Source organism: Streptomyces sp. NPDC048290 (assembly GCF_040652095.1).
Classification (GTDB): Bacteria; Actinomycetota; Actinomycetes; order Streptomycetales; family Streptomycetaceae; genus Streptomyces.
The window spans coordinates 43950-67942 of sequence record NZ_JBEZLM010000022.1 but is presented as its reverse complement, the minus strand read 5'-3'; the positions used below and the strand labels follow the sequence as shown (position 1 = coordinate 67942).

General features: G+C 70.9%; 22 protein-coding genes. 15 read left to right on the top strand and 7 right to left on the bottom strand.

Annotation, left to right across the window (positions count from 1 at the left end):
- Positions 1–5: 5 nt before the first annotated feature.
- The 3 genes from ectB (at position 6) to thpD (ending at position 2760) form a co-directional block, all read left to right on the top strand.
- Entirely contained in the window at positions 6–1277 is a 1272-nt protein-coding gene (gene ectB / locus AB0D49_RS31065) for a diaminobutyrate--2-oxoglutarate transaminase (RefSeq protein WP_362763746.1), read from the top strand.
- 179 nt (positions 1278–1456) lie between these two features.
- Entirely contained in the window at positions 1457–1867 is a 411-nt protein-coding gene (locus tag AB0D49_RS31060; protein WP_362763743.1) for an ectoine synthase, read from the top strand.
- 5 nt (positions 1868–1872) lie between these two features.
- The gene (thpD, locus tag AB0D49_RS31055) at positions 1873–2760 is read left to right on the top strand and encodes an ectoine hydroxylase (protein ID WP_362763740.1); all 888 of its coding nucleotides are present in this window, start codon (positions 1873–1875) and stop codon (positions 2758–2760) included.
- A gap of 138 nt (positions 2761–2898) precedes the next feature.
- Here the strand turns inward: thpD and AB0D49_RS31050 are convergent, their stop codons facing one another.
- From AB0D49_RS31050 to AB0D49_RS31035, 4 genes are all read right to left on the bottom strand, one after another.
- The gene (locus tag AB0D49_RS31050) at positions 2899–3951 is read right to left on the bottom strand and encodes an aminotransferase class V-fold PLP-dependent enzyme (protein WP_362763978.1); all 1053 of its coding nucleotides are present in this window, start codon (positions 3949–3951) and stop codon (positions 2899–2901) included.
- A gap of 209 nt (positions 3952–4160) precedes the next feature.
- The gene (locus AB0D49_RS31045) at positions 4161–4883 is read right to left on the bottom strand and encodes a DsbA family oxidoreductase (RefSeq protein WP_362763737.1); all 723 of its coding nucleotides are present in this window, start codon (positions 4881–4883) and stop codon (positions 4161–4163) included.
- A gap of 256 nt (positions 4884–5139) precedes the next feature.
- Positions 5140–5748: a DUF1349 domain-containing protein gene (locus AB0D49_RS31040; RefSeq protein WP_362763734.1), complete on the bottom strand. Its 609-nt coding sequence runs from the start codon at positions 5746–5748 to the stop codon at positions 5140–5142.
- 115 nt (positions 5749–5863) lie between these two features.
- Positions 5864–7393 (bottom strand): aldehyde dehydrogenase (NADP(+)), encoded by a 1530-nt coding sequence (locus AB0D49_RS31035; RefSeq protein WP_362763732.1) that lies wholly within the window; start codon positions 7391–7393, stop codon positions 5864–5866.
- Between the two features lie 291 nt (positions 7394–7684).
- Between AB0D49_RS31035 and AB0D49_RS31030 the strand changes: the two genes are divergently transcribed.
- The 3 genes from AB0D49_RS31030 to AB0D49_RS31020 all read left to right on the top strand — a co-directional run bounded on the left by AB0D49_RS31030 (position 7685) and on the right by AB0D49_RS31020 (position 10739).
- Complete coding sequence (locus AB0D49_RS31030; RefSeq protein ID WP_362763729.1) at positions 7685–8458, top strand: IclR family transcriptional regulator; 774 nt, start codon at positions 7685–7687, stop codon at positions 8456–8458.
- 92 nt (positions 8459–8550) lie between these two features.
- Positions 8551–9081: a GNAT family N-acetyltransferase gene (locus AB0D49_RS31025; RefSeq protein WP_362763975.1), complete on the top strand. Its 531-nt coding sequence runs from the start codon at positions 8551–8553 to the stop codon at positions 9079–9081.
- 206 nt (positions 9082–9287) lie between these two features.
- Positions 9288–10739 (top strand): penicillin-binding transpeptidase domain-containing protein, encoded by a 1452-nt coding sequence (locus tag AB0D49_RS31020; RefSeq protein WP_362763726.1) that lies wholly within the window; start codon positions 9288–9290, stop codon positions 10737–10739.
- Between the two features lie 126 nt (positions 10740–10865).
- Here the strand turns inward: AB0D49_RS31020 and AB0D49_RS31015 are convergent, their stop codons facing one another.
- Positions 10866–11453, bottom strand: a complete 588-nt coding sequence (locus AB0D49_RS31015; RefSeq protein ID WP_362763723.1) for a TIGR03086 family metal-binding protein — start codon at positions 11451–11453, stop codon at positions 10866–10868.
- A 382-nt stretch (positions 11454–11835) separates the two neighbouring features.
- Between AB0D49_RS31015 and AB0D49_RS31010 the strand changes: the two genes are divergently transcribed.
- The gene (locus tag AB0D49_RS31010; protein ID WP_362763720.1) at positions 11836–13059 is read left to right on the top strand and encodes an MFS transporter; all 1224 of its coding nucleotides are present in this window, start codon (positions 11836–11838) and stop codon (positions 13057–13059) included.
- Here the strand turns inward: AB0D49_RS31010 and AB0D49_RS31005 are convergent.
- Together AB0D49_RS31005 and AB0D49_RS31000 are read right to left on the bottom strand one after the other, a co-directional pair.
- A complete protein-coding gene (locus AB0D49_RS31005) occupies positions 12996–14159 on the bottom strand; it encodes a hypothetical protein (protein ID WP_362763973.1) in 1164 nt (387 codons plus the stop codon). The genes AB0D49_RS31010 and AB0D49_RS31005 overlap by 64 nt on opposite strands.
- Before the next feature lie 38 nt (positions 14160–14197).
- A complete protein-coding gene (locus tag AB0D49_RS31000) occupies positions 14198–15139 on the bottom strand; it encodes a 5-dehydro-4-deoxyglucarate dehydratase (protein WP_362763718.1) in 942 nt (313 codons plus the stop codon).
- 264 nt (positions 15140–15403) lie between these two features.
- On the opposite strand from AB0D49_RS31000, the gene AB0D49_RS30995 reads away from it, so the two are divergent.
- The 8 genes from AB0D49_RS30995 to AB0D49_RS30960 all read left to right on the top strand — a co-directional run bounded on the left by AB0D49_RS30995 (position 15404) and on the right by AB0D49_RS30960 (position 23943).
- Positions 15404–16213 (top strand): NAD(P)-dependent oxidoreductase, encoded by an 810-nt coding sequence (locus AB0D49_RS30995; protein ID WP_362763715.1) that lies wholly within the window; start codon positions 15404–15406, stop codon positions 16211–16213.
- A gap of 823 nt (positions 16214–17036) precedes the next feature.
- The gene (locus AB0D49_RS30990) at positions 17037–17807 is read left to right on the top strand and encodes a DeoR/GlpR family DNA-binding transcription regulator (protein ID WP_362763712.1); all 771 of its coding nucleotides are present in this window, start codon (positions 17037–17039) and stop codon (positions 17805–17807) included.
- A gap of 208 nt (positions 17808–18015) precedes the next feature.
- On the top strand, positions 18016–19386 hold the full coding sequence (locus tag AB0D49_RS30985) for a sugar ABC transporter substrate-binding protein (RefSeq protein ID WP_362763710.1): 1371 nt from the start codon (positions 18016–18018) through the stop codon (positions 19384–19386).
- Complete coding sequence (locus AB0D49_RS30980) at positions 19383–20324, top strand: sugar ABC transporter permease (RefSeq protein WP_362763707.1); 942 nt, start codon at positions 19383–19385, stop codon at positions 20322–20324. Before AB0D49_RS30985 ends, AB0D49_RS30980 begins: the two co-directional genes overlap by 4 nt.
- Complete coding sequence (locus tag AB0D49_RS30975; RefSeq protein WP_362763704.1) at positions 20321–21166, top strand: carbohydrate ABC transporter permease; 846 nt, start codon at positions 20321–20323, stop codon at positions 21164–21166. The genes AB0D49_RS30980 and AB0D49_RS30975 overlap by 4 nt, the downstream gene beginning before the upstream one ends.
- Positions 21163–22152, top strand: a complete 990-nt coding sequence (locus tag AB0D49_RS30970) for a zinc-dependent alcohol dehydrogenase family protein (protein ID WP_362763701.1) — start codon at positions 21163–21165, stop codon at positions 22150–22152. Before AB0D49_RS30975 ends, AB0D49_RS30970 begins: the two co-directional genes overlap by 4 nt.
- Before the next feature lie 45 nt (positions 22153–22197).
- On the top strand, positions 22198–22461 hold the full coding sequence (locus tag AB0D49_RS30965; protein ID WP_362763698.1) for a hypothetical protein: 264 nt from the start codon (positions 22198–22200) through the stop codon (positions 22459–22461).
- Between the two features lie 252 nt (positions 22462–22713).
- Positions 22714–23943: a TerD family protein gene (locus tag AB0D49_RS30960; protein ID WP_362763696.1), complete on the top strand. Its 1230-nt coding sequence runs from the start codon at positions 22714–22716 to the stop codon at positions 23941–23943.
- Positions 23944–23993 lie beyond the last annotated feature (50 nt).

The following is a 23993-nucleotide window of genomic DNA, read 5'->3' as shown; positions in this document are numbered from 1 at the left end:
TCACCGTGACCATCACCCAGCCCGATCTGAGCATCTTCGAGACGCTGGAGTCCGAGGTGCGCAGCTACTGCCGCGGGTGGCCCACCGTGTTCGACCGTGCGCGGGGCAGCCTGATGTACGACGAGGACGGCCACCGGTATCTGGACTTCTTCGCCGGTGCCGGGTCACTCAACTACGGCCACAACAACCCCGTGCTCAAACGCGCGCTCATCGACTATCTGACGCGCGACGGCGTGACCCACGGCCTCGACATGTCGACCACGGCGAAACGCTCGTTCCTGTGCGCTTTCCAGGACCTGGTGCTGCGTCCGCGCGATCTGCCGTACAAGGTGATGTTCCCAGGCCCCACCGGCACCAACGCCGTGGAGTCCGCGCTGAAACTGGCGCGGAAGGTCAAGGGCCGCGAGGCGATCGTGTCCTTCACCAACGCGTTCCACGGAATGTCGCTCGGTTCGCTCGCCGTGACCGGCAACGCGTTCAAACGCGCCGGGGCCGGTATCCCCCTGGTGCACGGCACGCCCATGCCGTTCGACCACTATCTCGACGGCCGGGTGCCGGACTTCCTCTGGTTCGAACGGCTCCTCGAAGACCAGGGCTCCGGACTCAACCAGCCCGCCGCGGTCATCGTGGAGACCGTGCAGGGCGAAGGCGGCATCAATGTGGCCCGTCCGGAGTGGCTGCGCTCGCTGGCGGCGCTGTGCGAGCGGCGCGACATGCTGCTGATCGTCGACGACATCCAGATGGGCTGCGGCCGGACCGGCGCGTTCTTCTCGTTCGAGGAGGCCGGGATCACCCCGGACATCGTGACCGTGTCCAAGTCGATCAGCGGCTACGGGCTGCCCATGTCGCTGTGCCTGTTCAAGCCGGAGCTGGACGTCTGGGAGCCGGGCGAGCACAACGGCACCTTCCGCGGCAACAACCCCGCGTTCGTGACCGCCACGGCCGCCCTGGAGACGTACTGGGCCGACGGCTCGGCCATGGAGAAGCAGACCCGTGAGCGCGGCGAACAGATCGAACGCGCACTGATCTCCCTCACCGAGGAGAACCTCGCCGACATCAAGGAGTACCGCGGGCGCGGGCTGGTGTGGGGCGTGGAGTTCCACGACAAGGAGCGGGCTGGGAGGATCGCCCGCCGCGCGTTCGAACTCGGGCTGCTGATCGAGACGTCCGGCCCCGAGGGCGAGGTCGTCAAGCTGCTCCCCGCGCTCACCATCACCCCGCAGGAGCTGGACGAGGGCCTGAGGACACTGTCCCGCGCGGTACGCGAGACCACCTGATCGTTCTGGTTCACCTGATCGGATCGGATCTGATCTATCTGGTCTATCTGATCCGTCCGGTCAGTCCGGTCAGTCCGGTCAAGAGACTTGATCCATCCGACCGTCCGGTCCACCTGGTCCATCCGATCCATCTCATCCGTCCGTCCCGTCCGTCCCGTCCAAGGAGGCATCGCACCACCGTGATCGTCCGATCGTTCAAGGAGATCGAAGGCACAGACCGGCATGTGAGGGCCGCGTCCGGCACCTGGGAGAGCAAGCGCATCGTGCTCGCCAAGGAGCGCGTCGGCTTCTCGCTGCACGAGACGATCCTCTACGCCGGCACCGAGACGTCGATGTGGTACGCGAACCACATCGAGGCCGTGGTCTGCGTCGAGGGCGCGGCCGAGCTGACCGACCACGAGTCCGGGCTGACCCACACGATCACGCCCGGCACCATGTACCTCCTCGACGGCCACGAGCGGCACACGCTCAAGGTCAAGGAGGACTTCCGCTGCATCTGTGTGTTCAACCCGCCGGTCACCGGCCGGGAGGACCACGACGAGAACGGCGTCTATCCGCTGCTCACGGAACCCGAACCCGAGGAGGTGTGACCGCCATGACCACGATCACCGATCTGTACCCCAGCCGCGGCGCCACCGAGGTGACCGTCCCCCGCAAGGACCCGGTCGTCTGGGGCGCCCCGGGCACCCCGGGTCCGATCGCGGCGGCCGAGCTGCGCGGCTACGAACAGGACGGCTTCCTCGCGATCGATCAACTGATCAGCGACGACGAGGTGGCCGTGTACCGGCGCGAACTGGAACGGCTCATCGCGGACCCGGCGATCAGGACCGATGAGCGTTCGATCATCGAGCCGCGCTCGCAGGAGATCCGCTCGGTCTTCGAAGTGCACAAGATCAGTGAGGTGTTCGCCCGGCTCGTCCGGGACGAGCGGGTCGTCGGACGGGCCCGGCAGATCCTCGGCTCGGACGTGTACGTCCACCAGTCCCGGATCAACGTCAAGCCAGGTTTCGGCGCGAGCGGCTTCTACTGGCACTCCGACTTCGAGACCTGGCACGCCGAGGACGGTCTCCCGCACATGCGGGCGGTGTCCGTGTCGATCGCGCTGACCGAGAACCATGACACCAACGGCGGGCTCATGATCATGCCGGGCTCGCACCGCACGTTCCTCGGCTGTGCGGGCGCCACGCCGAAGGACAACTACAAGAAGTCGCTCCAGATGCAGGACGCCGGGACCCCCTCGGACGGGGCGCTCACCACCATGGCGGGCGAGTACGGCATCCGGCTGTTCACCGGCCGGGCGGGCTCGGCGACCTGGTTCGACTGCAACTGCATGCACGGCTCGGGCGACAACATCACCCCGTTCCCGCGCAGCAATGTGTTCCTCGTCTTCAACAGCGTGGACAACGCGGCGGTGGAGCCGTTCGCGGCGCCTGTGCGGCGTCCGGAGTTCATCGGGGCGCGGGACTTCACCCCGGTGCGCTGAGCCGGAGCCCTGACCCGGAGCCCTGGTCCGGCGCCCTTGCCCGTGCCCTGCCGGCGCCGCGCCTGTGGGTGGGCCCGCCGTCCCGATCGGGGCGGCGGGCCCGCCGTCGTGTTCCGGGGCGACACGCCCCGGGCGGGCTCACCCCGACAGCGCGTCGAGCAGGCGGTCCACGTCGTCGGGCGTGTTGTAGAGGTGGAACGCGGCACGCAGGTTGCCCGCCCGGTCGGAGACCTCGATGCCCGCCGCGCTCAGCCTCGTCTGGTGCCCGCCGAGGCCGGGCACGGACACGATCGCAGAGCCGGGCGCCGGGACCGGCACATGGCCCAGGTCGCGCAGACCCGCGCGGAAGCGGTCGGCGAGGGCGACGTCATGGGCGTGCACGGCGGCGACACCGAGTTCCTCGACGAGGTCCAGGGAGGCCCGGAGCGCGGCATGGGTGAACAGGGCGGGGCTGATGTCGAAGCGGCGCGCGGAACGGGCGAGCTGCTCCACGGGGCCGTAGCAGCTGTCCCAGGGGGCCTCCCCGGCGACCCACCCGGCGAGCAGCGGCGTCAGCTCGCCGAGGTCCTCCGGCACCACGAAGAACGCGGCCCCGTGCGGACCGAGCACCCATTTGAAGCCGACGGCGGCCAGGAAGTCGTAGGTGTCCGCGTCGACCGGGAGCCAGCCGAGGGACTGGGAGGCGTCGAGATACACGCGGGCGCCCACCGCGCGGGCCGCCTCCCGGACCGCGGTCAGGTCGGCGAGCCGCCCGTCCGCGGACTGGACGACGCTGACCGCGACGAGCGCGGTCTCCGCCCGGACGGATTCGGCGAGCCGCTCCAGAGGCACGGACCGGACCTTGAGATCGCCGCGCATGTGGAACGGGTTCACCAGGGAGGCGAAGTCGGCCTCGGCGGTGAGCACCTCGGCCCCGGCGGGCAGCGCGGCGGCGATCAGCGCGCCGAACTCCGCGACGGACGCCCCGGCGGCGACCCGCGCGGCGGGCACCCCGGCCAGCCGGGCGACACTCGCCCGCACAGCCTCCACGTCCTCGTAGAGCGGGCCCAGGGGAACGCCTTCGGCCCGCATCCGTACGGCCCGCTCCAGGGCGGCGACGGTACGGGCCGGGAGCAGGCCGTTGCTCGCGGTGTTCAGGTAGGTGTTCTTCGGGGTGAACTCGGCATGGACGAGGCTCTCGAAGGTCTCCATGGCACCACTGTGCGGGCACCGTATGTCGAAGTCCATCACGCGATTCTGGGGGGATCGCCTTAGGAACGCTTATGGATGAGTCCCGGCCTGCGGTTTCCGATCTGCGGGTTCCGATCCCCGGGCTCCGGTCCGAGCGTTTCTGGTGTGACCGTTCCGATCTGATCGTTCCGGTCTGATCGCTCTGGGCTGATCGTTCCGTGAACGAACGCTCAGGGGCGGGACGGAACCGCGCAATTGTCGGGACCGCAGGTGTCGCCGCCGTCGCCGTCCTGGTCGAGCAATTGCAGCGGGGAGCGTTCGCCCCACGCCTCGGACAGCGCGCGGGTGAACACCTCGGCGGGCTGGGCGCCCGACACGCCGTACTTGCGGTCCAGGACGAAGAAGGGGACCCCGTTCGCGCCGAGCTGGGCGGCCTCGCGTTCGTCGGCGCGCACGTCGTCGGCGTAGGCGGTGGGGTCGGCGAGCACCGCGCGCACCTCCTCCGGGTCCAGTCCGGCGGTGGTGGCGATCTCGACCAGGCGTTCCCCGTCGTCGAAGACGGACCGCTCCTCGGCGAAGTTGGCCTCGTACAGGAGCTGGATCAGCTCGCCCTGGCGGCCGTGCTCCTTGGCGAGGTGCAGCAGCCGGTGCATGTCGAAGGTGCTGCCGTGGTCCCGGCCCCGGGAGCGGTAGGCGAGGCCCTCGGCGGCGGCCTGCGTGCCGAGATTGTCCTCACCGGCCTGGGCCTGCGCCTCGCTCATGCCGTACTTCTTGGTGAGCATGGTGATCACGGGCTGGATGTCGCCCTTGGCCCGGCCGGGGTCCAGTTCGAACGACCGGTGCACCACTTCCACCTGGTCGCGGTGCGGGAAGGCCGCGAGCGCCTTCTCGAAGCGGGCCTTGCCCACGTAGCACCAGGGGCAGGCGATGTCGCTCCAGATCTCGACGCGCATGGGTCTCGATTCTCTCCCGATAGGCGGCTGGGGCGGTGGAGGCACCCTCCACCGTGATCGGTGAACGTTCAATCGATCGGTTTCATTCCGATCGATCGGTTGCGATCCGACCGGCCATAGAGCCGCCGATCGACCAGCGCACCTCCGACCGACCGATGCACCCCCGACCAATTGGTGCACCTCTGATCGATCGACGCACCTTCGATCAGCAGATGCGCGTTCGATCAATCGATGTGCCTTCGGCCGGCGCCCCCGGTCAGCTGCCGTCCCGCAGATCGCTCGGCCACACGGCCCGGAACTCCAGATGGTCGTACGTCACGACACACCCCTCCCCCATCGGCGACTGGGTCATGAAGCCGACCAGCGCGGCGCCGGTCTCCTCGGTGTCGCCCAGCGTGAACAGCCGGACGAAGGTCCAGTGCTCGCCGTCGCGGGAGGCGTGGAAGGCGAAGGAACGGCCGGTCCGGCTCACCCGGAGCCAGACGGAGCTGCCCTCCACGGTGAAGGAGTTCGCGTCGTCGGAGTGGCCACGGGTGACGACCGTGCACACGGTGGGCACGTCCGGCGAGTACTCCAGGCAGAGTTTCGCCCAGGCCCGCTCGCCGACCTGCACGTACAGCACTCCGGCGTCGAAGGTGGCGGCGAAACCGACCGTGACGCGGGCGATCAGCTGGAAGTCGCCGACGGGCGCGCCGAGCAGTCGGGGCGCGTCGGCGGCCGGTTCCAGGGACTCGCCGGTGGGCGGTACGAACCGGTCCTGCCGGGCGCCCGCCCATCCGGTGAGGACGCCGTCCTCGTACGACCAGTGACCGTCGGGGCCGTAGGTGCGCAGGGCGAACGGCAGTTCGGGGAGTTCCAGTTCCATGGCGGGATTCTTCCAGGCCGTGCGCGCCCGCTCACGCCGGGGCGCCGCCCCTGGTCCTCCGCCCGCTCCCTCGGGCTCCCCGGCGGAGGCCGCCCCGCGCGGACCGGCCCCCGGGTCAGCGCTCCAGCGTGCCGTTGAAGCGGCGGGGCAGTCCGAGCGGGTTGTCGTCGCGCAGTTCGGCGGGGAGCAGGGCCGCGGGGGCGTTCTGGTACACGACCGGGCGCAGCCAGCGCTCGATGGCCGTGCCGCCGACGGACGTGGAGGTGGAGGTGGTCGCCGGGTAGGGCCCGCCGTGATGCTGGGCGGACGCGACGGCGACGCCGGTCGGCCAGCCGTTGACGAGCACGCGCCCGGCCAGCGGGGTCAGCTCGGCGAGGATGGACGCGCCGAGCCCTTCCCCGGCGGCCTCCGCCCCGGAGAGCTGGACGGTCGCGGTCAGGTTGCCCGGCAGCCGGGACAGGACGGCCTTGACCTCGCTGTCGTCGGTGTAGCGGGCCACGACGGTGACCGGCCCGAAGCACTCCTCCAGGAGCAGGTCGTGGTCGCCGGCGGTGCTCAGCCGGGCCGCGGGGACGGTGAGGAATCCGGCGCCGACGGTGTGCTCGCCGCCCGCGCCCGGCGTCACCGGCGACTCCACGTCGTCCAGCTTGGCGCGCTCGGCGACCCCGGCGACGAAGTTGTCACGCATCCGGTGGTCGAGCAGGACCCCGGCCTCCACCTTGCTGACCGCGTCCATGAGCGAACCGATCAAACGATCACCGGATGTGCTCGTAGGAACAAGGACCAGTCCCGGCTTCACACAGAACTGGCCGACGCCCAGGGTCATCGATCCGGCGAGTCCCTCACCGATCTCCTCGGCCCGCTCGGCGGCGGCGGCCTCGGTGACCACGACCGGGTTGAGCGATCCCAGTTCGCCGTGGAAGGGGATCGGCACCGGCCGCGCGGCGGCGGCGTCGAACAGGGCCCGTCCGCCGCGCACGGAGCCGGTGAAACCGGCGGCGGCGACCAGCGGGTGCTTGATCAGTTCGACCCCGGCAGCGAAGCCGTGCACCAGGCCTAGCACGTCCTCGGGGATGCCGTGCTCGGCGGCGGCCGTACGCAGCACCTTGGCGACGAGTTCGGACAGGGCCGGGTGGTCGGGGTGGGCCTTGACCACGACGGGGCAGCCCGCGGCGAGGGCGCTGGCGGTGTCGCCGCCGGGGACGGAGAAGGCGAAGGGGAAGTTGGAGGCGGAGTAGACGGCGACCACGCCGAGCGGCACCTTGTGGCGGCGCAGATCGGGCACGGGCGGGGTGGCGGTGGCGTCGGGGTGGTCGATCACGACGTCCAGGAAGGCGCCTTCGTCGACGATCCCGGCGAAGGCGCGCAACTGGTGGCACGTGCGGGCGAGTTCGCCGGTGAGCCGGACCGGTCCGAGGGCGGTCTCGGCGTCGGCGGCCTCCACCAGGGCGGCCCGCGCGGCTTCCAGGCGGTCGGCGGCGGTGCGCAGGAAGGCCGCGCGGACGGTCCGGTCGGCGAGCGTGTCCCGGGCGGCGTACGCGGCCCGTACGGCGGTGTCCACCTCCGCGGGGGTCGCCTCCACGGCGACCTGTTCCCGCTGCTTCCCGGTACGGGGGTCGACGCTCCAGACTGGTGCTGCTGCCACCGCGGGTCCCTTCACATGTAGTGCCGCACGTAGTTCCGAGACATGGTGCTGAAACGTAGTGCCTGAACGTCGTGCATAGGTGTCGTGCAGAGGTGTCCCGCAGAGGTGCCGCGTATCGACGCGGTGCTGCGAGGTGGTGCCGAAACGTGGTGCCGGACCGCGAATATGCCGCACTATGTACGGCATCTCCCGGCATCCCGCAGAGCCTGTTCGATATACTGAACGCTGTCTCTGATGATGAACTTCACCCGCTCGGAGACTATTTCCCGGCGAACGAAGGGGTCAAGGGCGATGTCGGCAGGCGATACGGGCGGTGGGGCACAGGTCAAGTCCGCGGTGCGGACGGTGGAGCTGCTGGAGTACTTCGCCGGGCGCCCCGGTATGCACTCCCTGGCGGCGGTCCAGGAGGCCGTCGGCTATCCCAAGTCCAGCCTCTACATGTTGCTGCGCACCCTCGTCGAGCTGGGCTGGGTCGAGACGGACGCCACGGGCACGCGCTACGGCATCGGGGTGCGCGCCCTGCTGGTGGGCACGTCGTACATCGACGGCGACGAGGTGGTCGCGGTCGCCCGCCCGACCCTCGACCGGCTCTCCGACGACACCACCGAGACCATCCACCTGGCCCGGCTGGACGGCACCAATGTGGTCTATCTGGCCACCCGCCAGTCGCAGCACTACCTGCGCCCCTTCACCCGCGTCGGCCGCAGGCTGCCCGCCCACTCCACCTCCCTCGGCAAGGCCCTGCTGAGCACCTGCACGGACGAACAAGTGCGCAAGCTGCTGCCCGAAACGCTCCCCGCGCTGACCGAACACACGATCACAGACCGCGAGAAACTGATCGAGGAACTGCACCAGGTGCGCGAGCAGGGCTACGCGGTCGACCGCGAGGAGAACACCCTGGGCCTGCGGTGTTTCGGTGTGGCGATCCCCTACCGCACACCCGCGCGGGACGCGATCAGCTGCTCCATCCCGGTGGCGCGGCTCACCCCGGCGCATGAGCAGATGGTCAAGGACGCGCTGTTCGACGCGCGCGACCGGCTGACCCTGGCAACACGGAGGCTGTGACGGTGGAACATACGGAACGCGTGGAAACAGCGGGAGCGACCGGCCCCTCGTGGCCGACAGACGCCCCGGACCGGGACCAGGAGGCGCCCTGGCTGCGCCCCGCACCTGCCGCCGAGGTCGCCCTGCGCCCGGTCCACGACAGCGACCTGCCGGTGTTCTTCCGGCAGACGAACGATCCCGAGTCGCTGCACATGGCCGCCTTCACGGCCGAGGACCCGGCCGACCGGGACGCCTTCGAGGCCCACTGGCGGCGCATCCGCGCGACACCCGGCGTGGTGAACCGGACGGTTCTGGTGGACGGTGACGTGGTGGGCAGCGCGGCGGTGTACGGCGATCCGGGCGAGCGCGAGGTGACGTACTGGATCGACCGGGCGTACTGGGGGCAGGGCGTCGCGACGGCCGCGCTGCGGCTGCTGCTGGCCGAGGTGACGGAGCGCCCGCTGCAAGCCCGCGCGGCGGCGGACAACGCGGGGTCGCTGCGAGTGCTGGCCAAGTGCGGTTTCCGGGTCACCGGGCGGGAGCGCGGGTTCGCGCAGGCACGGAGCGAGGAGATCGCCGAGGTCGTGCTGACCCTGGACGGCGACGGGGCTGTACGGGCCGTACCGCCCTTGAGCACGAACTGATCATTCGCTCAACACTCGCTCATCCGAACAGGTCCGCTCCCGACCGCACGGCCCGCTGCGACGGTCTTGGTCACCTTGGTCGTCCTGATCGCCCTGGTCGTCGTTCTGATCATCCGAGCAGCGCGACTCTGTTCGGATGAGCGTTCCATGAGAAAGCCATACGGAAGGGAACGTTCAGGTCCGCTCCGATCGTCTGAAGGAGCGGGATGAACAAGACGATCAGGCGAGCCTCCGTCTTCTCACTGCTCCTGGTGCTCGCCCTGCTGGTCAGGGCGACATGGGTGCAGTTCTACGACGGACAGGCCCTCGCGGACGGCAAGGACAACCGGCGGAACGCGATCGAGCTGTACAGCGCCCCGCTCGGCAACATCATCGTGGCCGGCGAGGCGATCACCGGCTCGGCCAGAACCACCGGCGGCGACCTGGCGTACAAGCGCACGTATGTGGACGGCCCGCTGTACGCGGCGGTCACGGGCTTCAGCTCCCAGGTCTACGGCGCCACCCAACTGGAGGGCATCTACCAGGACGTGCTGGACGGCACGGACACCCGGCTGAAGAACGTGATGGACACGGTCACCGGCAAGCGCGCCGACCCGGGCGACGTGGTCACCACGATCGACCCGGCCGTGCAGAAGGCGGCGTACGACGCGCTGGGCGACAAGCGGGGCGCCGCCGTGGTGATCGACCCGGCCAGCGGGAAGATCCTCGCGGTGGTCTCGACGCCGTCGTACGACCCCGACGAGATCACCACCGGCAACACGGACGTCTGGCAGCAGCTCACCGGGGCCGAGGACAAGCCGATGACCAACCGCGCGCTGCGCCAGCCGCTGCCGCCCGGTTCCACGTTCAAGCTGGTGGTCGCGGCGGCGGCGCTGGAGGACGGCCTGTACGCGTCGGTGGACGAGCGCACGGACAGCCCCGACCCGTACGACCTGCCGCTGTCCAGCGACGACCTCACCAACGAGAACAAGTCGGCGCCCTGTGAGAACGCCACGATCCGGGTCGCGCTCCAGTACTCCTGCAACAACGTCTTCGGCAAGATGGCCGTCGACCTGGGGCAGGACAAGGTGCGGGACATGGCGGAGAAGTTCGGTTTCAACGACGCCGAACAGGACGTGCCGGTGCGGGCGTACGAGAGCGTGTACCCCGCGGACATGGACGAGCCGCAGACCGCGCTGAGCGGGATCGGCCAGTTCGAGGTGACCGCCACGCCGCTCCAGATCGCGATGGTGTCGGCGGCCATCGCCAACGGCGGTGAGCTGGTCTCGCCGCACATGGTGTCCCAGATCACCGACAGCAACGGCGACACGCTGGAGAACTACGACGACAACACGTCCACGGAGCGGATCGTCAGCACCTCCACCGCCGAGCAGCTGCAATCAGCCATGCAGACCGTGGTCCAGGACGGCACCGGTTCGAACGCGCAGATCTCCGGCGCGACGGTCGGCGGCAAGACCGGTACGGCGCAGCACGGCGAGAACAACAGCCAGACGCCGTACGCCTGGTTCACGTCGTACGCCAAGTCCGACACCAACGGCAAGGAAGTGGCCGTGGCCGTGGTGGTGGAGCAGTCGGACGCGGCCCGCTCCGAGGTGAGCGGCAACGGGCTGGCGGCGCCGGTGGCCAAGGCGGCGATGGAGGCCGCCCTCGCGGACTGATCCGGTCGCGACGCGCCTGTGCGGGACATATGAGCGGCCCTCGCAGGCGCATCGCGGCGTGTCGCGGCGTGTCGGCCACCGCACGCCCCGCCCGCCGGGGGAGCTGTCCAGGGCCGCGTGGCCGTGTCAGGGCTTCCAGTGGGGGTCACGGCCGCTGAGGCCGACCGCGCGGGCCAGCAGCGGTGCGTCGTCGGGCACCGTGACGACCGGTCCGAAGAGGCCGTTGCCCCGGCCGGGGTCATCGGCGGCGGCGAGCAGGAACGTGTGGGCGGCCTCCAAGGCGGCCGGGTCGGGTGCGTAGGGCTGGCCGGTGGCGCGGGCCAGGTCCCAGGCGTGGATGACCAGTTCGTCGGCCGCGACCGCCGCCGCGACCTGGGCGGGCAGATCGACGCCGCCCGCGCGGGTCATGCCGGTCCAGGCGTCGGGGTCGCGCCAGGCGTCGGCGAGTCCGCCGAGGGCGGCGGGCAGGTCGTCGCGCCAGCCGGGGGCGATGTCCGGCCGGTGGTCGCCGGGGCTGGTGTCGGTCGTCTCGCCCAGTTGCTTGCGCCCGGCGTCCCGGAAGGCGACGGAGAGTCCGGCGAGGTGCCCCAGGAGATGGCGTACGGCCAGGTCGGGACAGGGTGTGGGGTCGGCGAGCTGTTCGTCGCGGACACCGGCCGCCAGCCGGGCCACGATCGTGGACTGCGGGCCGAAGTCGAACGCGGGGTCGGTCATGACGGGCCTCCTGGACGGACGGGCGGGGGCGTTCTTGGTGATGCCGGGTGCGTGCACTTCCCGTGTCCACGGGTCGCGATTCCCGTGCCGATGAGCGGGCACGGCGCCCCATGACACCGGATGGCGCCGGATGACGCCGAGTGGGCACGCCTCTCAAGAGGGGGACCGTCCCGACGGCCGAAACTCATCGCCCACTCCGCCAGTGCCCGTCGTGGCGCGGGTTCGCGTCGACCCCGGCCTGTGCCTCCTCGCCCCCCTATGCGATGCCCGTCGGCCGTCTCGGGCGCCTCATGTGCGGCCGTTCCCCCGCGCCGCGCGGACGCCGCTCCTAGGGCATCCGCCCGATCCCGGCGGCGCCGCCTTAGCCCCACCATGACCAGGCATGACGACGACATGGACGGGCGCACGGCTGCTCCGGGACCGCCGGGCGCGCCGCTATCTGGGCGCGGTGCTGGTGAACGGTTTCGGCACGAACGCGCTGTGGCTGGCGGCCGGGGTGTGGGTGAAGGACCTGACCGGTTCGGACGCCCTGGCGGCGCTGTGCCTGCTGGCGATGTGGGCGCCGGTGGTCGCCGGGCCGCTGCTGGGTCCGCTCGCCGACCGGGTGCGCCGCAAGCCCCTGCTCGTCGGGCTGAACCTGGCCATGGCCGTGCTGCTGCCGGTCCTGGTGACCGTCGACTCCCCGGACGGGGTGTGGCTGATCCTCGCGGTCCTGCTGGCGTACGGGACGACGGCGGTGCTCAGCGACGCGGCCGAGGCGGCGCTGATGCCCTCGGTGATCCCGGAGGAGCTGCTCGGCGACTTCAACGGGCTGCGTATGACCGCCACCGAGGGCATGAAGCTGACGGCGCCGCTCGTGGGCGCGGGCCTGTACACCGCGTACGGCGGCGCGGCCGTGGCCGTGCTGGACGCGGTGACATGTGTGCTGGCGGCCGTCCTGATCGCCGGTGTGCGGGTGCGGGAGGCGGCCCCTGAGCGGCCCGTGGAGGGCTGGTGGGCGCGGACGGCCGGGGGCGGGCGGGAGCTGTGGGCGCGTCCGGCGCTGCGCCCGCTGGTGCTGGCCGGTGGCGCGACGATGCTGTGCGCGGGCGTGAACGGGGCACTGGTGTACGCCGTCGTGGCGGGCCTGGGCCGCTCCCCCGCGTACGCGGGGCTGCTGGCGGCCGTGCAGGGGGCGGGGTCGGTGCTGGCCGGGGTGGCGGCGGGACCGGCGCTGCGGCGGCTGGGGGCGCGGCGTTTCGCGGCGGCGGGCATCGCGCTGACGGGCGGGGCGGTGCTGCTGCGGGCGGTGCCGTACGACGCGGCGGCGCTGGTGTCGGGCGTGGCGGTCGGGGCGGGGCTGCCCTGTGTGCTGATCGCCGCGCTCACGGCGGTGCAGCGGGCGGTGCCGGACGCCGTGCTGGGCCGGGCGTCCGCCACCGCGAGCACCATGATGTTCGCGCCGAACGTGATCGGTCTGGGCGTGGGCGCCGCCCTGGTCGGCGCGGTGCCGTACGCGCCGCTGCTGCTGCTCGTCGGTCCGGTGCTGCTACTGACGGCCCTTCAGCTGGAGCGCAGCGCCGCGCGGACGGCCGCCAGATCGGCGTCGGACGCCAGTCCGACGTGATAGAGGCGCAGTCCGGTCGCGCCCAGTACCCGCGCGCGTGCCGCGTCCCGGGCGAGGGTGGCGGGGCTGCCGCCCATGCCGGACACCACGGTGAGGTTGGCGGCGAGCACCTGGCCCGCGCGGGCGTGCCGCGCGAACGGAACCAGCGCCCCGGCGCCGCCCGTGCAGGGCACGACCACGCCGTCGGCGACGGACAGGATGTGCGCGGGGTCGACTCCGGCGTTGGCGCCGCAGTGGTAGGACACCGGGTCGGCGTGCAGGAGGACCTGGAAGCCGTCGGGCGCCGCCGCGCGGACGGCCGTGACGACGGACTCCTGGAGGCTGCGGGCGGTGCGGTCGCGCCAGGCGCGCGTGGCGTCGGCGGTGGTGCGCCCGAGGAGCTTCCCGACCCCGTTCCAGGCCCCGTCGGAGGGGCCGCCGCGCCAGACCGGTTCCAAGGCGGTGCGTACGGCCCGCGCGAGCCGGTCGGGGTCGAGGCCCTGCTCGCCGTAGCCCGTGCGGCAGTCGGGGCAGAAGCAGAGCGACATCAGGTACTGCCCGGCGTCGCCCAGGGCGACGCCGGCGGTCTTGTCGTGGGCGTGCAGATGGGCCAGGCCGTACCAGCCGAGGGACTCCAGTTCGGTGCCGTGCGCCCCGGGCCGCACGGCCGCCTCGGCGGCGAGGGCGACGAGGTAGGCGCGGGTGGCGGGCTGGGCGATACAGGGCGCCCAGGGGTAGCGGTCGCCGTAGGCGTTCACGACGGAGGTGTCCGGGTGTTCGGCGCCGAGCGCGGAGTCGTGCGCGAGGACGACCCAGGTGTGCACCTCCAGACCGGCCGCGGTGAGCGCGGCGGAGGCTTCGCCGAAGGCGTCGCCCGGCGCCCAGTCGCCCGCCGCGCGGGGGCGCGGTGCGCGGCCCGCCCAGTGGTCGCCGGGCGGGTAGAGCACGGCACTGTGCCCGGCGGTGACCACGCGGTGCCGGGGGTGGCGGGGGGTCAGGGCGCGGGTGGAGTGGTAGGCGGCGGCCAGGGTGGCGCTCCGGACACCGAGGTCGGCCACGGCTGCGGCGGCGCGCGGGTCGCCGTTGATGTCCCAGGGGTACACGAACGCGGACGCCTCCAAAGGAGCGGCCTCCGCCACGGGGGCCGTATGCGCGGTGCTCACGCGTTCTCCTCCAGGAGCGCGTGGCCGCGCTCGATGAGCCGGACGAGTTGCTTGAGGTGGTCCTCGGTGGGTTCGTGCAGCGGCGGGCGGACCTCGCCGACGTCCAGACCGCGCAGCCGGACGCCCGCCTTGACCAAGGAGACGGCGTAGCCCCGGCCCTGGGCGCGGAGTTCGACGAACGGCTTGTAGAAGCCGTCCAGGAGGCGCTCGGCCGTGTCGCGGTCGCCGGTGGCCGCGGCGTGGAAGAAGGCGAGGGCGATCTCGGGGGCGAAGCAGAAGACGGCGGACGAGTACAGGTCGATGCCGATGCCGCCGTAGGCGAGCTGGGTCTGTTCGGCGGTGGGCAGTCCGTTGAAGTACAGGAAGTCCGCGAGCCCTTCGAGGCGTACGGCGCTGACCACGCGCTGCATGAGGTCGAGGTCGCCGAGTCCGTCCTTGAAGCCGATGATCCCGTCGGTGCGGGCGAGCGCGACGACCGTCTCGGGCGTGAATACGGCGTTGTCGCGCTGGTAGACGATGACGGGCAGGTCGGTGGCGGCGGCGATGTCGCGGTAGTGCCGCAGCAGTCCGTCCTGCCCGGCGACGACGAGATAGGGCGGCATGGCGAGCAGTCCGTCCGCGCCCGCGTCGGCGGCGAGCCGGGCGTAGCGCGCGGCGAGGGCGGTGCCGTAGCCCGCGCCCGCGACGACGGGGACGCGCCCGGCGGTCTCCTCGGCGGCGGCCTGGACGCAGCGCGCGAACTCCTCGGGGGTGAGCGCGTGGAACTCGCCGGTGCCGCAGCAGGCGAAGACCGCGGCGGCCCCGGCCTCGACTCCGCCGCGCACATGGGCGCGGTAGACGTCGAGGTCGACCTGTCCGTCCGGTCCGTAGGCCGTGACGGGGAAGAACAGCGGCCCGCTGGGGGCACGGAGGCGGTCGGCGAGGGGCGCTGTCGTCACGGGCTCTCCCTAGTCCATATTCATGATCTGCGTCCATGTTTCTGAACTCACTCACGCTAAGACGGCACCATGGGGGCGGTCAAGCGCGTCAACCCCGGACACACCAGCGGATTCCCCAGCCGGGCCGGGTACTTGACGAGTCCCCGCACCCCTCCTTAGCGTGTCCACGAATGTGAATCACGTCTACACATGCGGCTCCCCTGAACGGTCTTGACCGGTCAGGAACAGGGAATCGCCGCCACCGGCCAGCCGAGGAGACCGAGGATGCCCACGCCCCGCACCGTTCTGCTCACCGGCGCCGCCGGGGGACTCGGCACCCTGATGCGCGAACTGCTCCCCGCGTACGGCTACACGCTCCGCCTGTTCGACGTCCGGCCGGTCGAGGGCGCCCCGGAGGCGATCACCGCCGATCTGAACGACAAGGCGGCTCTGCGCGAGGCGGTGCGCGGTGTCGACGCGGTCCTGCACCTGGCCGGGATCTCCCTGGAGGCCCCGTTCGAGAAGATCCTCAGATCGAACATCGAGGGCACCTACCACCTCTACGAGGCCGCGCACGAGGCGGGCGTGGCCCGGATCGTCTTCGCCTCCTCCAACCACGCGGTGGGCTACACGCCCCGCCCCCTGGACACCGACCCCCTGATCCCGGTCGACACGCCACGACGCCCCGACACCCTCTACGGCCTGTCCAAGGCGTTCGGCGAGGATCTCGCGCAGTTCTACTGGGACAAGTACGGCATGGAGACCGTCTCCGTGCGGATCGGCTCCTGTTTCGCCGAACCGACCAGTGTGCGGATGCTCTCGGTCTGGATGAGCCCGGCCGACGGCGCGCGGCTCTTCCACGCCGCCCTGAGCGCCGCCGAGGTCGGCCACACGGTCGTCTACGGCTCCTCCGCGAACACGCGGCTGTGGTGGGACCTCACCTCCGCGCGGGCCCTCGGCTACGCCCCGCAGGACGACTCCGAACCGTTCGCCGAGAAACTGATCGCCGCGCAGGGCGAACTGGACCCGGACAACGAGGCGCACGCCTACCTGGGCGGCCCCTTCGTGACGGACCCCCCGATCTGGCCGTACTGACCAACCGGCCCGCCCCAGGCGACGCCCCCACCACCGGGACGCCCCAACCTGCCCCGCGCGAACGTTCGCACACTCGCCCTGCGCGAACGATCACCCCCGCCCACAGGATCGTTCGCTCACGCCCCACACGACTGTTCACTCACCCGCCTGTGCGAACGGTCACTCATCCACCCACGCGATCGACCGCACACCGACCGCACGCACACGGTCATCGACTCACCGCACACGGCTGATCACCACACACCTCACGCGCAACAACCGCCCACCCACCCGCACGAACGGTCACCCACCCACCCCACGGTGATCGATCGCCCACCCGAACGAACGATCACCCAACACACCCCACCCGCACAGAGGCCCCCCACCCGTCACACCTCCCCCGGCGCCCCTCCCCCACCCCGCACCCCCTGACCGTTCCTGCCCGTTCGCCCCCACCCGTGCTCGAACGAACATCACGCCCCTGCCCGTACGAACACCGCACCCACGCCCGTACGAACACCCCGCCCCCATCAACTCCCCGCCACCCGCCGCGCCCCGGCCGCGCGCCGACGCCGATCGGGCCGTGAACGGGCCCCGCGATCACCCGATTCGGGCACGCGAGCCGCCCGATCCCCCACCCGCCACCGCAACCGTGCTGGTCCGCGACGGGCAGGCGCCAGCCGCAGTCGGGCACATACGGGCAGGATCGGGCCCGCGACAGACCTGGTGAGCGCCGGACGGCCGCTGTAGAACATCCCCCAAGGACCCGACGGGCCCGAACGGGCACCGGGCCCGGACGCACGGTGCGATCAAAGGCGAACAGAGGCAGAGGCAGGTGTCGGCCATGACGGCGAGGACCGCGGAGGAACGCCAGCGCGAGATCGTGCTGGCGGCGCGCCGCGCGGGCTCGGTCGACGTCAACGCGCTCGCCGAGGAACTCGGCGTGGCCAAGGAGACCGTCCGGCGGGATCTGCGGGCCCTGGAGGACCACGGGCTGGTCCGCCGCACCCATGGCGGCGCCTACCCCGTGGAGAGCGCCGGGTTCGAGACGACCCTCGCCTTCCGGGCCACCAGCCATGTGCCCGAGAAGCGCAGGATCGCCGCCGCGGCGGCCGACCTGCTCGGGGACGCCGAGACCGTCTTCGTCGACGAGGGGTTCACGCCGCAGCTGATCGCGGAGGCGCTGCCCCGGGACCGGCCGCTGACCGTGGTCACCGCCTCCCTGCCGGTCGCGGGCGCGCTCGCCGGGGCGGACGGCTTCTCCGTGCTGCTGCTCGGCGGACGGGTGCGCTCCGGGACGCTGGCGACCGTGGACCACTGGACGACGAAGATGCTCGCCGGGTTCGTGGTGGACCTGGCCTTCATCGGCGCCAACGGCATCTCCCGCGAGCACGGTCTGACCACGCCCGACCCGGCCGTCAGCGAGGTCAAGGCGCAGGCGGTGCGGGCGGCGCGGCGGACGGTGTTCGCGGGGGTGCACACCAAGTTCGGCGCGGTCAGCTTCTGCCGGTTCGCGGAGATCGGCACGCTGGAGGCGATCGTGACCAGCACGCTCCTGCCGTCGACGGAGGCCCACCGCTACTCACTGCTGGGACCGCAGGTCATCCGCGTCTGAGCACCCGACCGACCGATCAACCAACCGATCAACCAACTGATCATTCGATCAACCGATCCACCCTCCCCACCCACCGCTCTCCCCCTCCTCCCCCGCACCTCTCCCCACCCCCTCCCTTCTCCCCTTCCCCCCTCTCCCCTTCCCTCCGAGGGGCGCCTCCTCATCCCCCATCACGCCCCTTATGTCCCTATATCTTCAGGAGCGAACCATGCGAACCCAGAGCCGACGGAGGCCGCGAGACATGCTCGCCACGGCCGCCGCAGGGACGCTGCTCGCCCCGCTGCTCTCCGGCTGCTGGGTCGGGGCGGGCGGGTCCGGCTCCGGCGGCGACGCCATCAATGTCCTGATGGTGAACAACCCGCAGATGGTCGAGTTGCAGAAACTCACCGCAGAGCACTTCACCGCGGAGACCGGCATCAAGGTGAACTTCACGACGCTGCCGGAGAACGACGTCCGCGACAAGATCAGCCAGGACTTCGCCAACCAGGCCGGCCAGTACGACGTGGCGACGCTGTCCAACTACGAGATACCGATCTACGCCCGCAACGGCTGGCTGAAGGAGATGGACTCCTATGTCGCCGACGACCCGGGCTACGACGAACAGGACGTCCTGGTGCCCATGCGCCAGTCGCTGACCGGCGAGGACGGCAAGCTCTACGGCCAGCCCTTCTACGGCGAGTCGTCCTTCCTGATGTACCGGAAGGACATCTTCGAACAGGAGGGCCTCACCATGCCCGCCGCCCCCACCTGGACCGAGGTCGCGGACCTCGCCGCGCGGCTCGACGGCGCCGAGGAGGGCATGAAGGGCATCTGTCTGCGCGGACTGCCCGGCTGGGGCGAGGTGATGGCACCGCTCACCACGGTCGTGAACACCTTCGGCGGCACCTGGTTCGACCAGGACTGGAACGCCCGCCTGGACTCCCCGGAGTGGCAGAAGGCGACGAAGTTCTATGTCGACCTGGTGCGCGAGCACGGCGAGTCCGGCGCCGCCCAGTCCGGCTTCGCCGAGTGCCTCAACAACATGACCCAGGGCAAGGTCGCCATGTGGTACGACGCCACCTCCGCGGCCGGGTCCTTGGAGGCCGATGGCTCACCTGTCAAGGGGAATGTGGGGTACGCGCCCGCTCCGGTGGAGCGGACCGAGTCCTCCGGCTGGCTCTACACCTGGGCCTGGGGCATCCAGAACAGCTCCCGCAACCCCGACAAGGCATGGCAGTTCGTCTCCTGGGCGTCGAGCACGGAATACGAGCAACTGGTCGGCGATCAGATCGGTTGGTCGAACGTGCCCGCAGGCAAACGCGCTTCCACCTATGCGAACCCGGACTACCGCGCGGAGGCCGCCGCCTTCCAGGAGATGACCAGGGAAGCGATCGAAGGCGCACGACCGGACGATCCCGGGGTGCAGCCGCGCCCGGCGCCCGGCATCCAGTTCGTCGGCATCCCCGAGTTCACCGATCTCGGCACCAAGGTGTCCCAGGAGATCAGCGCGGCCATCGCCGGACGCCAGTCCGTGGAGGACGCCCTCGACCGGTCCCAGCAGCTCGCCGAAGAGATCGCAGAGGAGTACGAGGGACGATGAGCGCGACCACCACAGCCCCCGTGGCCACTCCTTCCGTCCGTACGGACCCCCCGCGTCCGCCCGCCCGGCTCAAGGCATGGACGACCCGTGCACCGCTGCTGCCCGCCCTGGTCTTCATGATCGCGGTCACCCAGCTGCCGTTCGTGGCCACACTGGTGATCTCCTTCTTCGACTGGAACGCGCTCTACCCGGACGCCCGCAGCTTCACCGGGTTCGGCAACTACTCCGAGGTGCTCGGCGACGCCGACCTGCGCCGCTCGGTGTGGACGACGATCCTGCTGACGGTGGCGGTGGTGCTGGCGAGCCTGGTCCTCGGGCTGCTGCTGGCGCTGCTGCTGGACCGCCGCTTCAAGGGCCGGGGCGTGGTCCGCACGCTGCTGATCGCCCCGTTCCTGGTCGTCCCGGTGGCGGCGGCGCTGCTGTGGAAGCACGTCCTGTACAACCCCGAGTACGGCCTGCTGAACGGTCTGCTCGGCTATGTCGGCGGGCCGCAGCCCGACTGGATCTCCAACACGCCGCTGCTGGCCGTGGAGGCGGCCCTCGTGTGGCAGTGGACGCCGTTCATGATGCTGATCCTGCTGGCGGGGCTCCAGAGCCGTGATCAGCAGCAGATCGAGGCCGCGCGGGTGGACGGCGCCAGCGACTGGCAGATCTTCCGCCATCTGACGCTGCCGCATCTGCGCCGCTATCTCGAACTGGGCGCTCTGCTCGGTTCGATCTACATCGTGCAGAACTTCGACGCGGTGTTCACGATCACCTCGGGCGGCCTCGGCACCGCGAACCTGCCGTACACCGTCTACCAGAGCTTCTACCAGGCACATGAGAACGGCCTCGCGTCCGCCGCCGGTGTGCTGGTGGTCATCGGTTCGATCATCATCGCGACCTTCGCCCTGCGCGTGGTGTCGTCCCTGTTCCGCGAGGAGGTGGGCCGCGCATGAGCACCGCCGCCGTACGCGTCCGCAAGCGCAAGGGCCTCGGTCTGGGTCTGGTGGCCTGGCTGGCCGGGATCGTCTTCTTCCTGCCGATCGCCTGGATGGCGCTGACGTCGTTCCACTCCGAACAGGACGCGGCGACCAATCCGCCGTCCTTCCTGGCCGCGCTCACCCTGGACGGCTACCGGGAGTTCTTCGGCGCGGGCGGCGGGGCGAGCCCCTGGCCGTCGCTGGTCAACTCGACGGTCGCCTCGGTCGCGTCGACGCTGCTGGTCCTGGTGCTGGCGCTGCCGGCCGCGTACGCGCTGTCGATCCGGCCGGTGCGGAAGTGGACGGATGTCCTGTTCTTCTTCCTGTCGACCAAGATGCTGCCGGTGGTGGCGGGTCTGCTGCCGATCTATCTGTTCGCCAAGAACGTGAACATGCTGGACAACATCTGGCTGCTGGTCATCCTCTACACCTCGATGAACCTTCCGATCGCGGTGTGGATGATGCAGTCGTTCCTGTCCGAAGTACCAGTAGCGATCATCGAGGCCGCGCGGGTCGACGGGGCGCGACTCCCGACGGTCCTCGGGCGTGTCGTGGCGCCGATCGCCCTGCCCGGGATCGCGGCGACCGCCCTGATCTGTTTCATCTTCAGCTGGAACGAACTGCTGTTCGCGCGGGTGCTCACCGGTGTCGTGGCGGAGACCGCGCCCGTCTTCCTGACCAGCTTCATCACCAGTCAGGGCCTGTTCCTGGCGAAGGTGTGCGCCGCGTCGCTCGTGATCTCCCTGCCGGTGCTCGCCGCGGGGTTCGCCGCCCAGGACAAGCTGGTCCAGGGTCTGTCGTTGGGAGCCGTGAAATGAAGGCCGCCGTCATCGAGTCCGTGGGCCGGGCCGTCGTCGCCGAGGTCCCGGACCCGACGCCGGGACCGCGCGAGGTGGTCGTGGAGGTCGCCGCCTGTGGACTGTGCGGCACGGATCTGCACATCCTCCAGGGCGAGTTCGCGCCGAAGCTGCCGATCGTGCCGGGCCATGAGTTCGCGGGCGAGGTGGTCGCCGTCGGCACCCAGGTCACCGAGGTCGCGCCCGGCGACCAGGTCGCGGTCGACCCGTCGCTGTACTGCCACGAGTGCCGGTACTGCCGCAACGGCCACAACAACCTGTGCGAACGGTGGGCGGCGATCGGTGTCACCACGGCCGGTGGCGCCGCCCAGTACGCGCTGGCGCCCGTCGCGAACTGTGTGAAGCTCCCCGAGCACATCCGCACCGCCGACGCCGCTCTGGTGGAACCCCTGTCCTGCGCGGTGCGCGGCTACGACGTGCTCCAGTCCCGACTGGGCGCACATGTGCTCATCTACGGATCGGGCACCATGGGCCTGATGATGCTGGAGCTGGCCAAACGGACCGGCGCCGCGAGCATCGACGTGGTGGACCTGAACGCCGGGCGCCTGGAGACGGCACGGCGGCTCGGGGTCTCCGGGGCGGCGGCGACCCCCGACGAACTGGACCGGCCGCAGGGCTGGGACCTGGTGGTGGACGCCACGGGCAACGCGGCGGCCATCCAGGACGGCCTGGGCCGGGTCGCGAAGGCCGGGACGTTTCTGCAGTTCGGCGTCGCCGACTACGCGGCCCGGGTCACCATCGACCCGTACCGGATCTACAACCAGGAGATCACCATCACCGGCTCGATGGCGGTCCTGCACAGCTTCGAACGGGCGGCGGAACTGTTCGCGGGCGGAGTGCTCGATCCGGACGTGTTCATCAGCGACCGGCTGCCGCTGGAGCAGTACCCGCAGGCACTGGAACAGTTCGCGTCGGGGATCGGCCGGAAGATCGTGGTCGTCCCATAGGTCTCCCGTACGGGCATCCCGCTGGTCGGCGGGTACGGCCCCGCCATGGCGGCGGAGGAGGCGCTCACCCGTGATCTGTCCGCCGAGCCGGCCCCGTACGGCATCCGGGTGGTCGGGCCGCGCCCGCAGGCGGTCCCGGAGACCCCGACGATCAGGGAGGCGTACGAGCCACGGGCCGAGGCGACGGGTCTGAGCTGGGCGGAGTGCCAGGAGCGGCCGGCGGCCCGGACCCGCGCGACGGCTGCGGACGCTGGACGAGCCGGCCGGGGCGGCGGTGTTCCTGGCGTCGGACCGGGGCGAGCGCGCTGACGGGCACGACGGTGAATCTGACGCTGACGGGCACGACGGTGAATCTGACGCTGGGGAGCCTGGACGACTGAGTTCGGGGGCGATCAGAGGAGGGAGAACCATCGGCGAGTGAACGAACGAACAACACCTGATCATTCGCTCAATCGGCGGTGAACCGATCATTTGATGGGCCGGTCGGTCGAAGGTGACCCGATCGGTGGCCTGGTAAGGGAACGGTAAAACGTGTTCGCTCGTTCATCGGGCATGACAGCTATGACCCCTGGCTCGAACATCCCTCTGACCGCCGCGCGTGTGACGGTGGACGTCTCCGCACCGGTGCGGCTCGACGTATCGGGCCTGCTGCTCACCGCCGACGGCAAGGTGCGCTCCGACGACGACTTCATCTTCTACAACCAGCCCCAGGGACCGGGAGTGACCTATCGCTCGGGCGGCGGTGCGGCCCCCGACGCGATCATGGTGGACACGGCTGCGGTCCCGCCGGGCATCGAGAAGATCGTGGTCACCGCCAGTCCCGACGCGGCCGGGCAGTCCTTCCAGGGCATCGAGCCCACGGCCACGATCCGCAACGCGGACGACAGCGGTGTGCTGGCCACGTTCACGCCGCCGCAGCTCGGCGCGGAGACGGCGCTGGTGATCGTGGAGATCTACCGGCGCAACGGCACCTGGAAGGCCCGTGCGGTCGGTCAGGGGTACGCCGACGGCCTGGCCGGGATCGCCACGGACTTCGGGGTGACGGTGGAGGAGCCGGCGGCTCCCGCCGCCCAGCCGGTGGCTCCGCCCGCGCCGACGATGCCGACGGTTCCGTCGATGCCGGTGGATCCGCGGCTGGCCGCGCCGCCCGCGCCCGCGGCTCCGCCCGCGCCTCCCGCTCCGGCCGCGCCGCCCGCCGCCGCGCCGGGCAGCGGGAAGATCAACCTGGACAAGGGCCGGGTCAGCCTCCAGAAGAACCAGACGGTGTCCCTCGTCAAGGGCGGCCGTCCGCTGCTGTCCCGGGTCAAGATGGGGCTGGGCTGGGAGCCCGCGTACCGGGGCAAGGACATCGACCTGGACGCGTCGGTCATCGCGTTCGGCCCGCAGCGCAATCATCTCGACAGTTGCTACTTCGGCAAGCTCCAGATCCTGGGCGGCTCGGTCCAGCACTCCGGGGACAACCTCACGGGTGAGGGCGGCGGGGACGACGAGGTGATCACCGTCGACCTGGGACGGCTCCCGCAGGAGGTCTCGGGGCTGGTCTTCACGGTCAACTCCTTCTCCGGCCAGAAGTTCACCGAGGTCGCGAAGGCGTACTGCCGTCTGATCGACGCGGCCTCCGGCGAGGAACTGGCCCGCTTCGACCTCACCAACGCCGAGCCGCAGACGGGCGTGATGATGGCGAAACTGATCCGGCAGTACTCCGGGGAGTGGGAGATGACGGCGATCGGCGAGTTCGTGAAGGGCCGCACGGTCCGCCAGATGGTGAAGCCCGCGGGCGCGGCACTGTAGCCGTTCGCGCGGGTCGGGTGACTGGCAGCGCCCCACTGCTACTGACCCCA

Bases quoted from the DNA above. Each gene is read 5' to 3' on its own strand.
- AB0D49_RS31045 (WP_362763737.1), bottom strand. From the start codon at position 4,883: ATGCGCGTCGAGATCTGGAGCGACATCGCCTGCCCCTGGTGCTACGTG.
- AB0D49_RS31015 (WP_362763723.1), bottom strand. From the start codon at position 11,453: ATGACCGACCCCGCGTTCGACTTCGGCCCGCAGTCCACGATCGTGGCC.
- AB0D49_RS30980 (WP_362763707.1), top strand. From the start codon at position 19,383: ATGAGCGCGACCACCACAGCCCCCGTGGCCACTCCTTCCGTCCGTACG.
- AB0D49_RS30970 (WP_362763701.1), top strand. From the start codon at position 21,163: ATGAAGGCCGCCGTCATCGAGTCCGTGGGCCGGGCCGTCGTCGCCGAG.
- AB0D49_RS31040 (WP_362763734.1), bottom strand. From the start codon at position 5,748: ATGGAACTGGAACTCCCCGAACTGCCGTTCGCCCTGCGCACCTACGGC.
- AB0D49_RS30960 (WP_362763696.1), top strand. From the start codon at position 22,714: ATGACCCCTGGCTCGAACATCCCTCTGACCGCCGCGCGTGTGACGGTG.
- AB0D49_RS31030 (WP_362763729.1), top strand. From the start codon at position 7,685: ATGTCGGCAGGCGATACGGGCGGTGGGGCACAGGTCAAGTCCGCGGTG.
- thpD (WP_362763740.1), top strand. From the start codon at position 1,873: ATGACCACGATCACCGATCTGTACCCCAGCCGCGGCGCCACCGAGGTG.
- AB0D49_RS30990 (WP_362763712.1), top strand. From the start codon at position 17,037: ATGACGGCGAGGACCGCGGAGGAACGCCAGCGCGAGATCGTGCTGGCG.
- AB0D49_RS31010 (WP_362763720.1), top strand. From the start codon at position 11,836: ATGACGACGACATGGACGGGCGCACGGCTGCTCCGGGACCGCCGGGCG.
- AB0D49_RS30965 (WP_362763698.1), top strand. From the start codon at position 22,198: ATGGCGGCGGAGGAGGCGCTCACCCGTGATCTGTCCGCCGAGCCGGCC.
- AB0D49_RS31020 (WP_362763726.1), top strand. From the start codon at position 9,288: ATGAACAAGACGATCAGGCGAGCCTCCGTCTTCTCACTGCTCCTGGTG.
- AB0D49_RS30985 (WP_362763710.1), top strand. From the start codon at position 18,016: ATGCGAACCCAGAGCCGACGGAGGCCGCGAGACATGCTCGCCACGGCC.
- AB0D49_RS30995 (WP_362763715.1), top strand. From the start codon at position 15,404: ATGCCCACGCCCCGCACCGTTCTGCTCACCGGCGCCGCCGGGGGACTC.
- AB0D49_RS30975 (WP_362763704.1), top strand. From the start codon at position 20,321: ATGAGCACCGCCGCCGTACGCGTCCGCAAGCGCAAGGGCCTCGGTCTG.
- AB0D49_RS31050 (WP_362763978.1), bottom strand. From the start codon at position 3,951: ATGGAGACCTTCGAGAGCCTCGTCCATGCCGAGTTCACCCCGAAGAAC.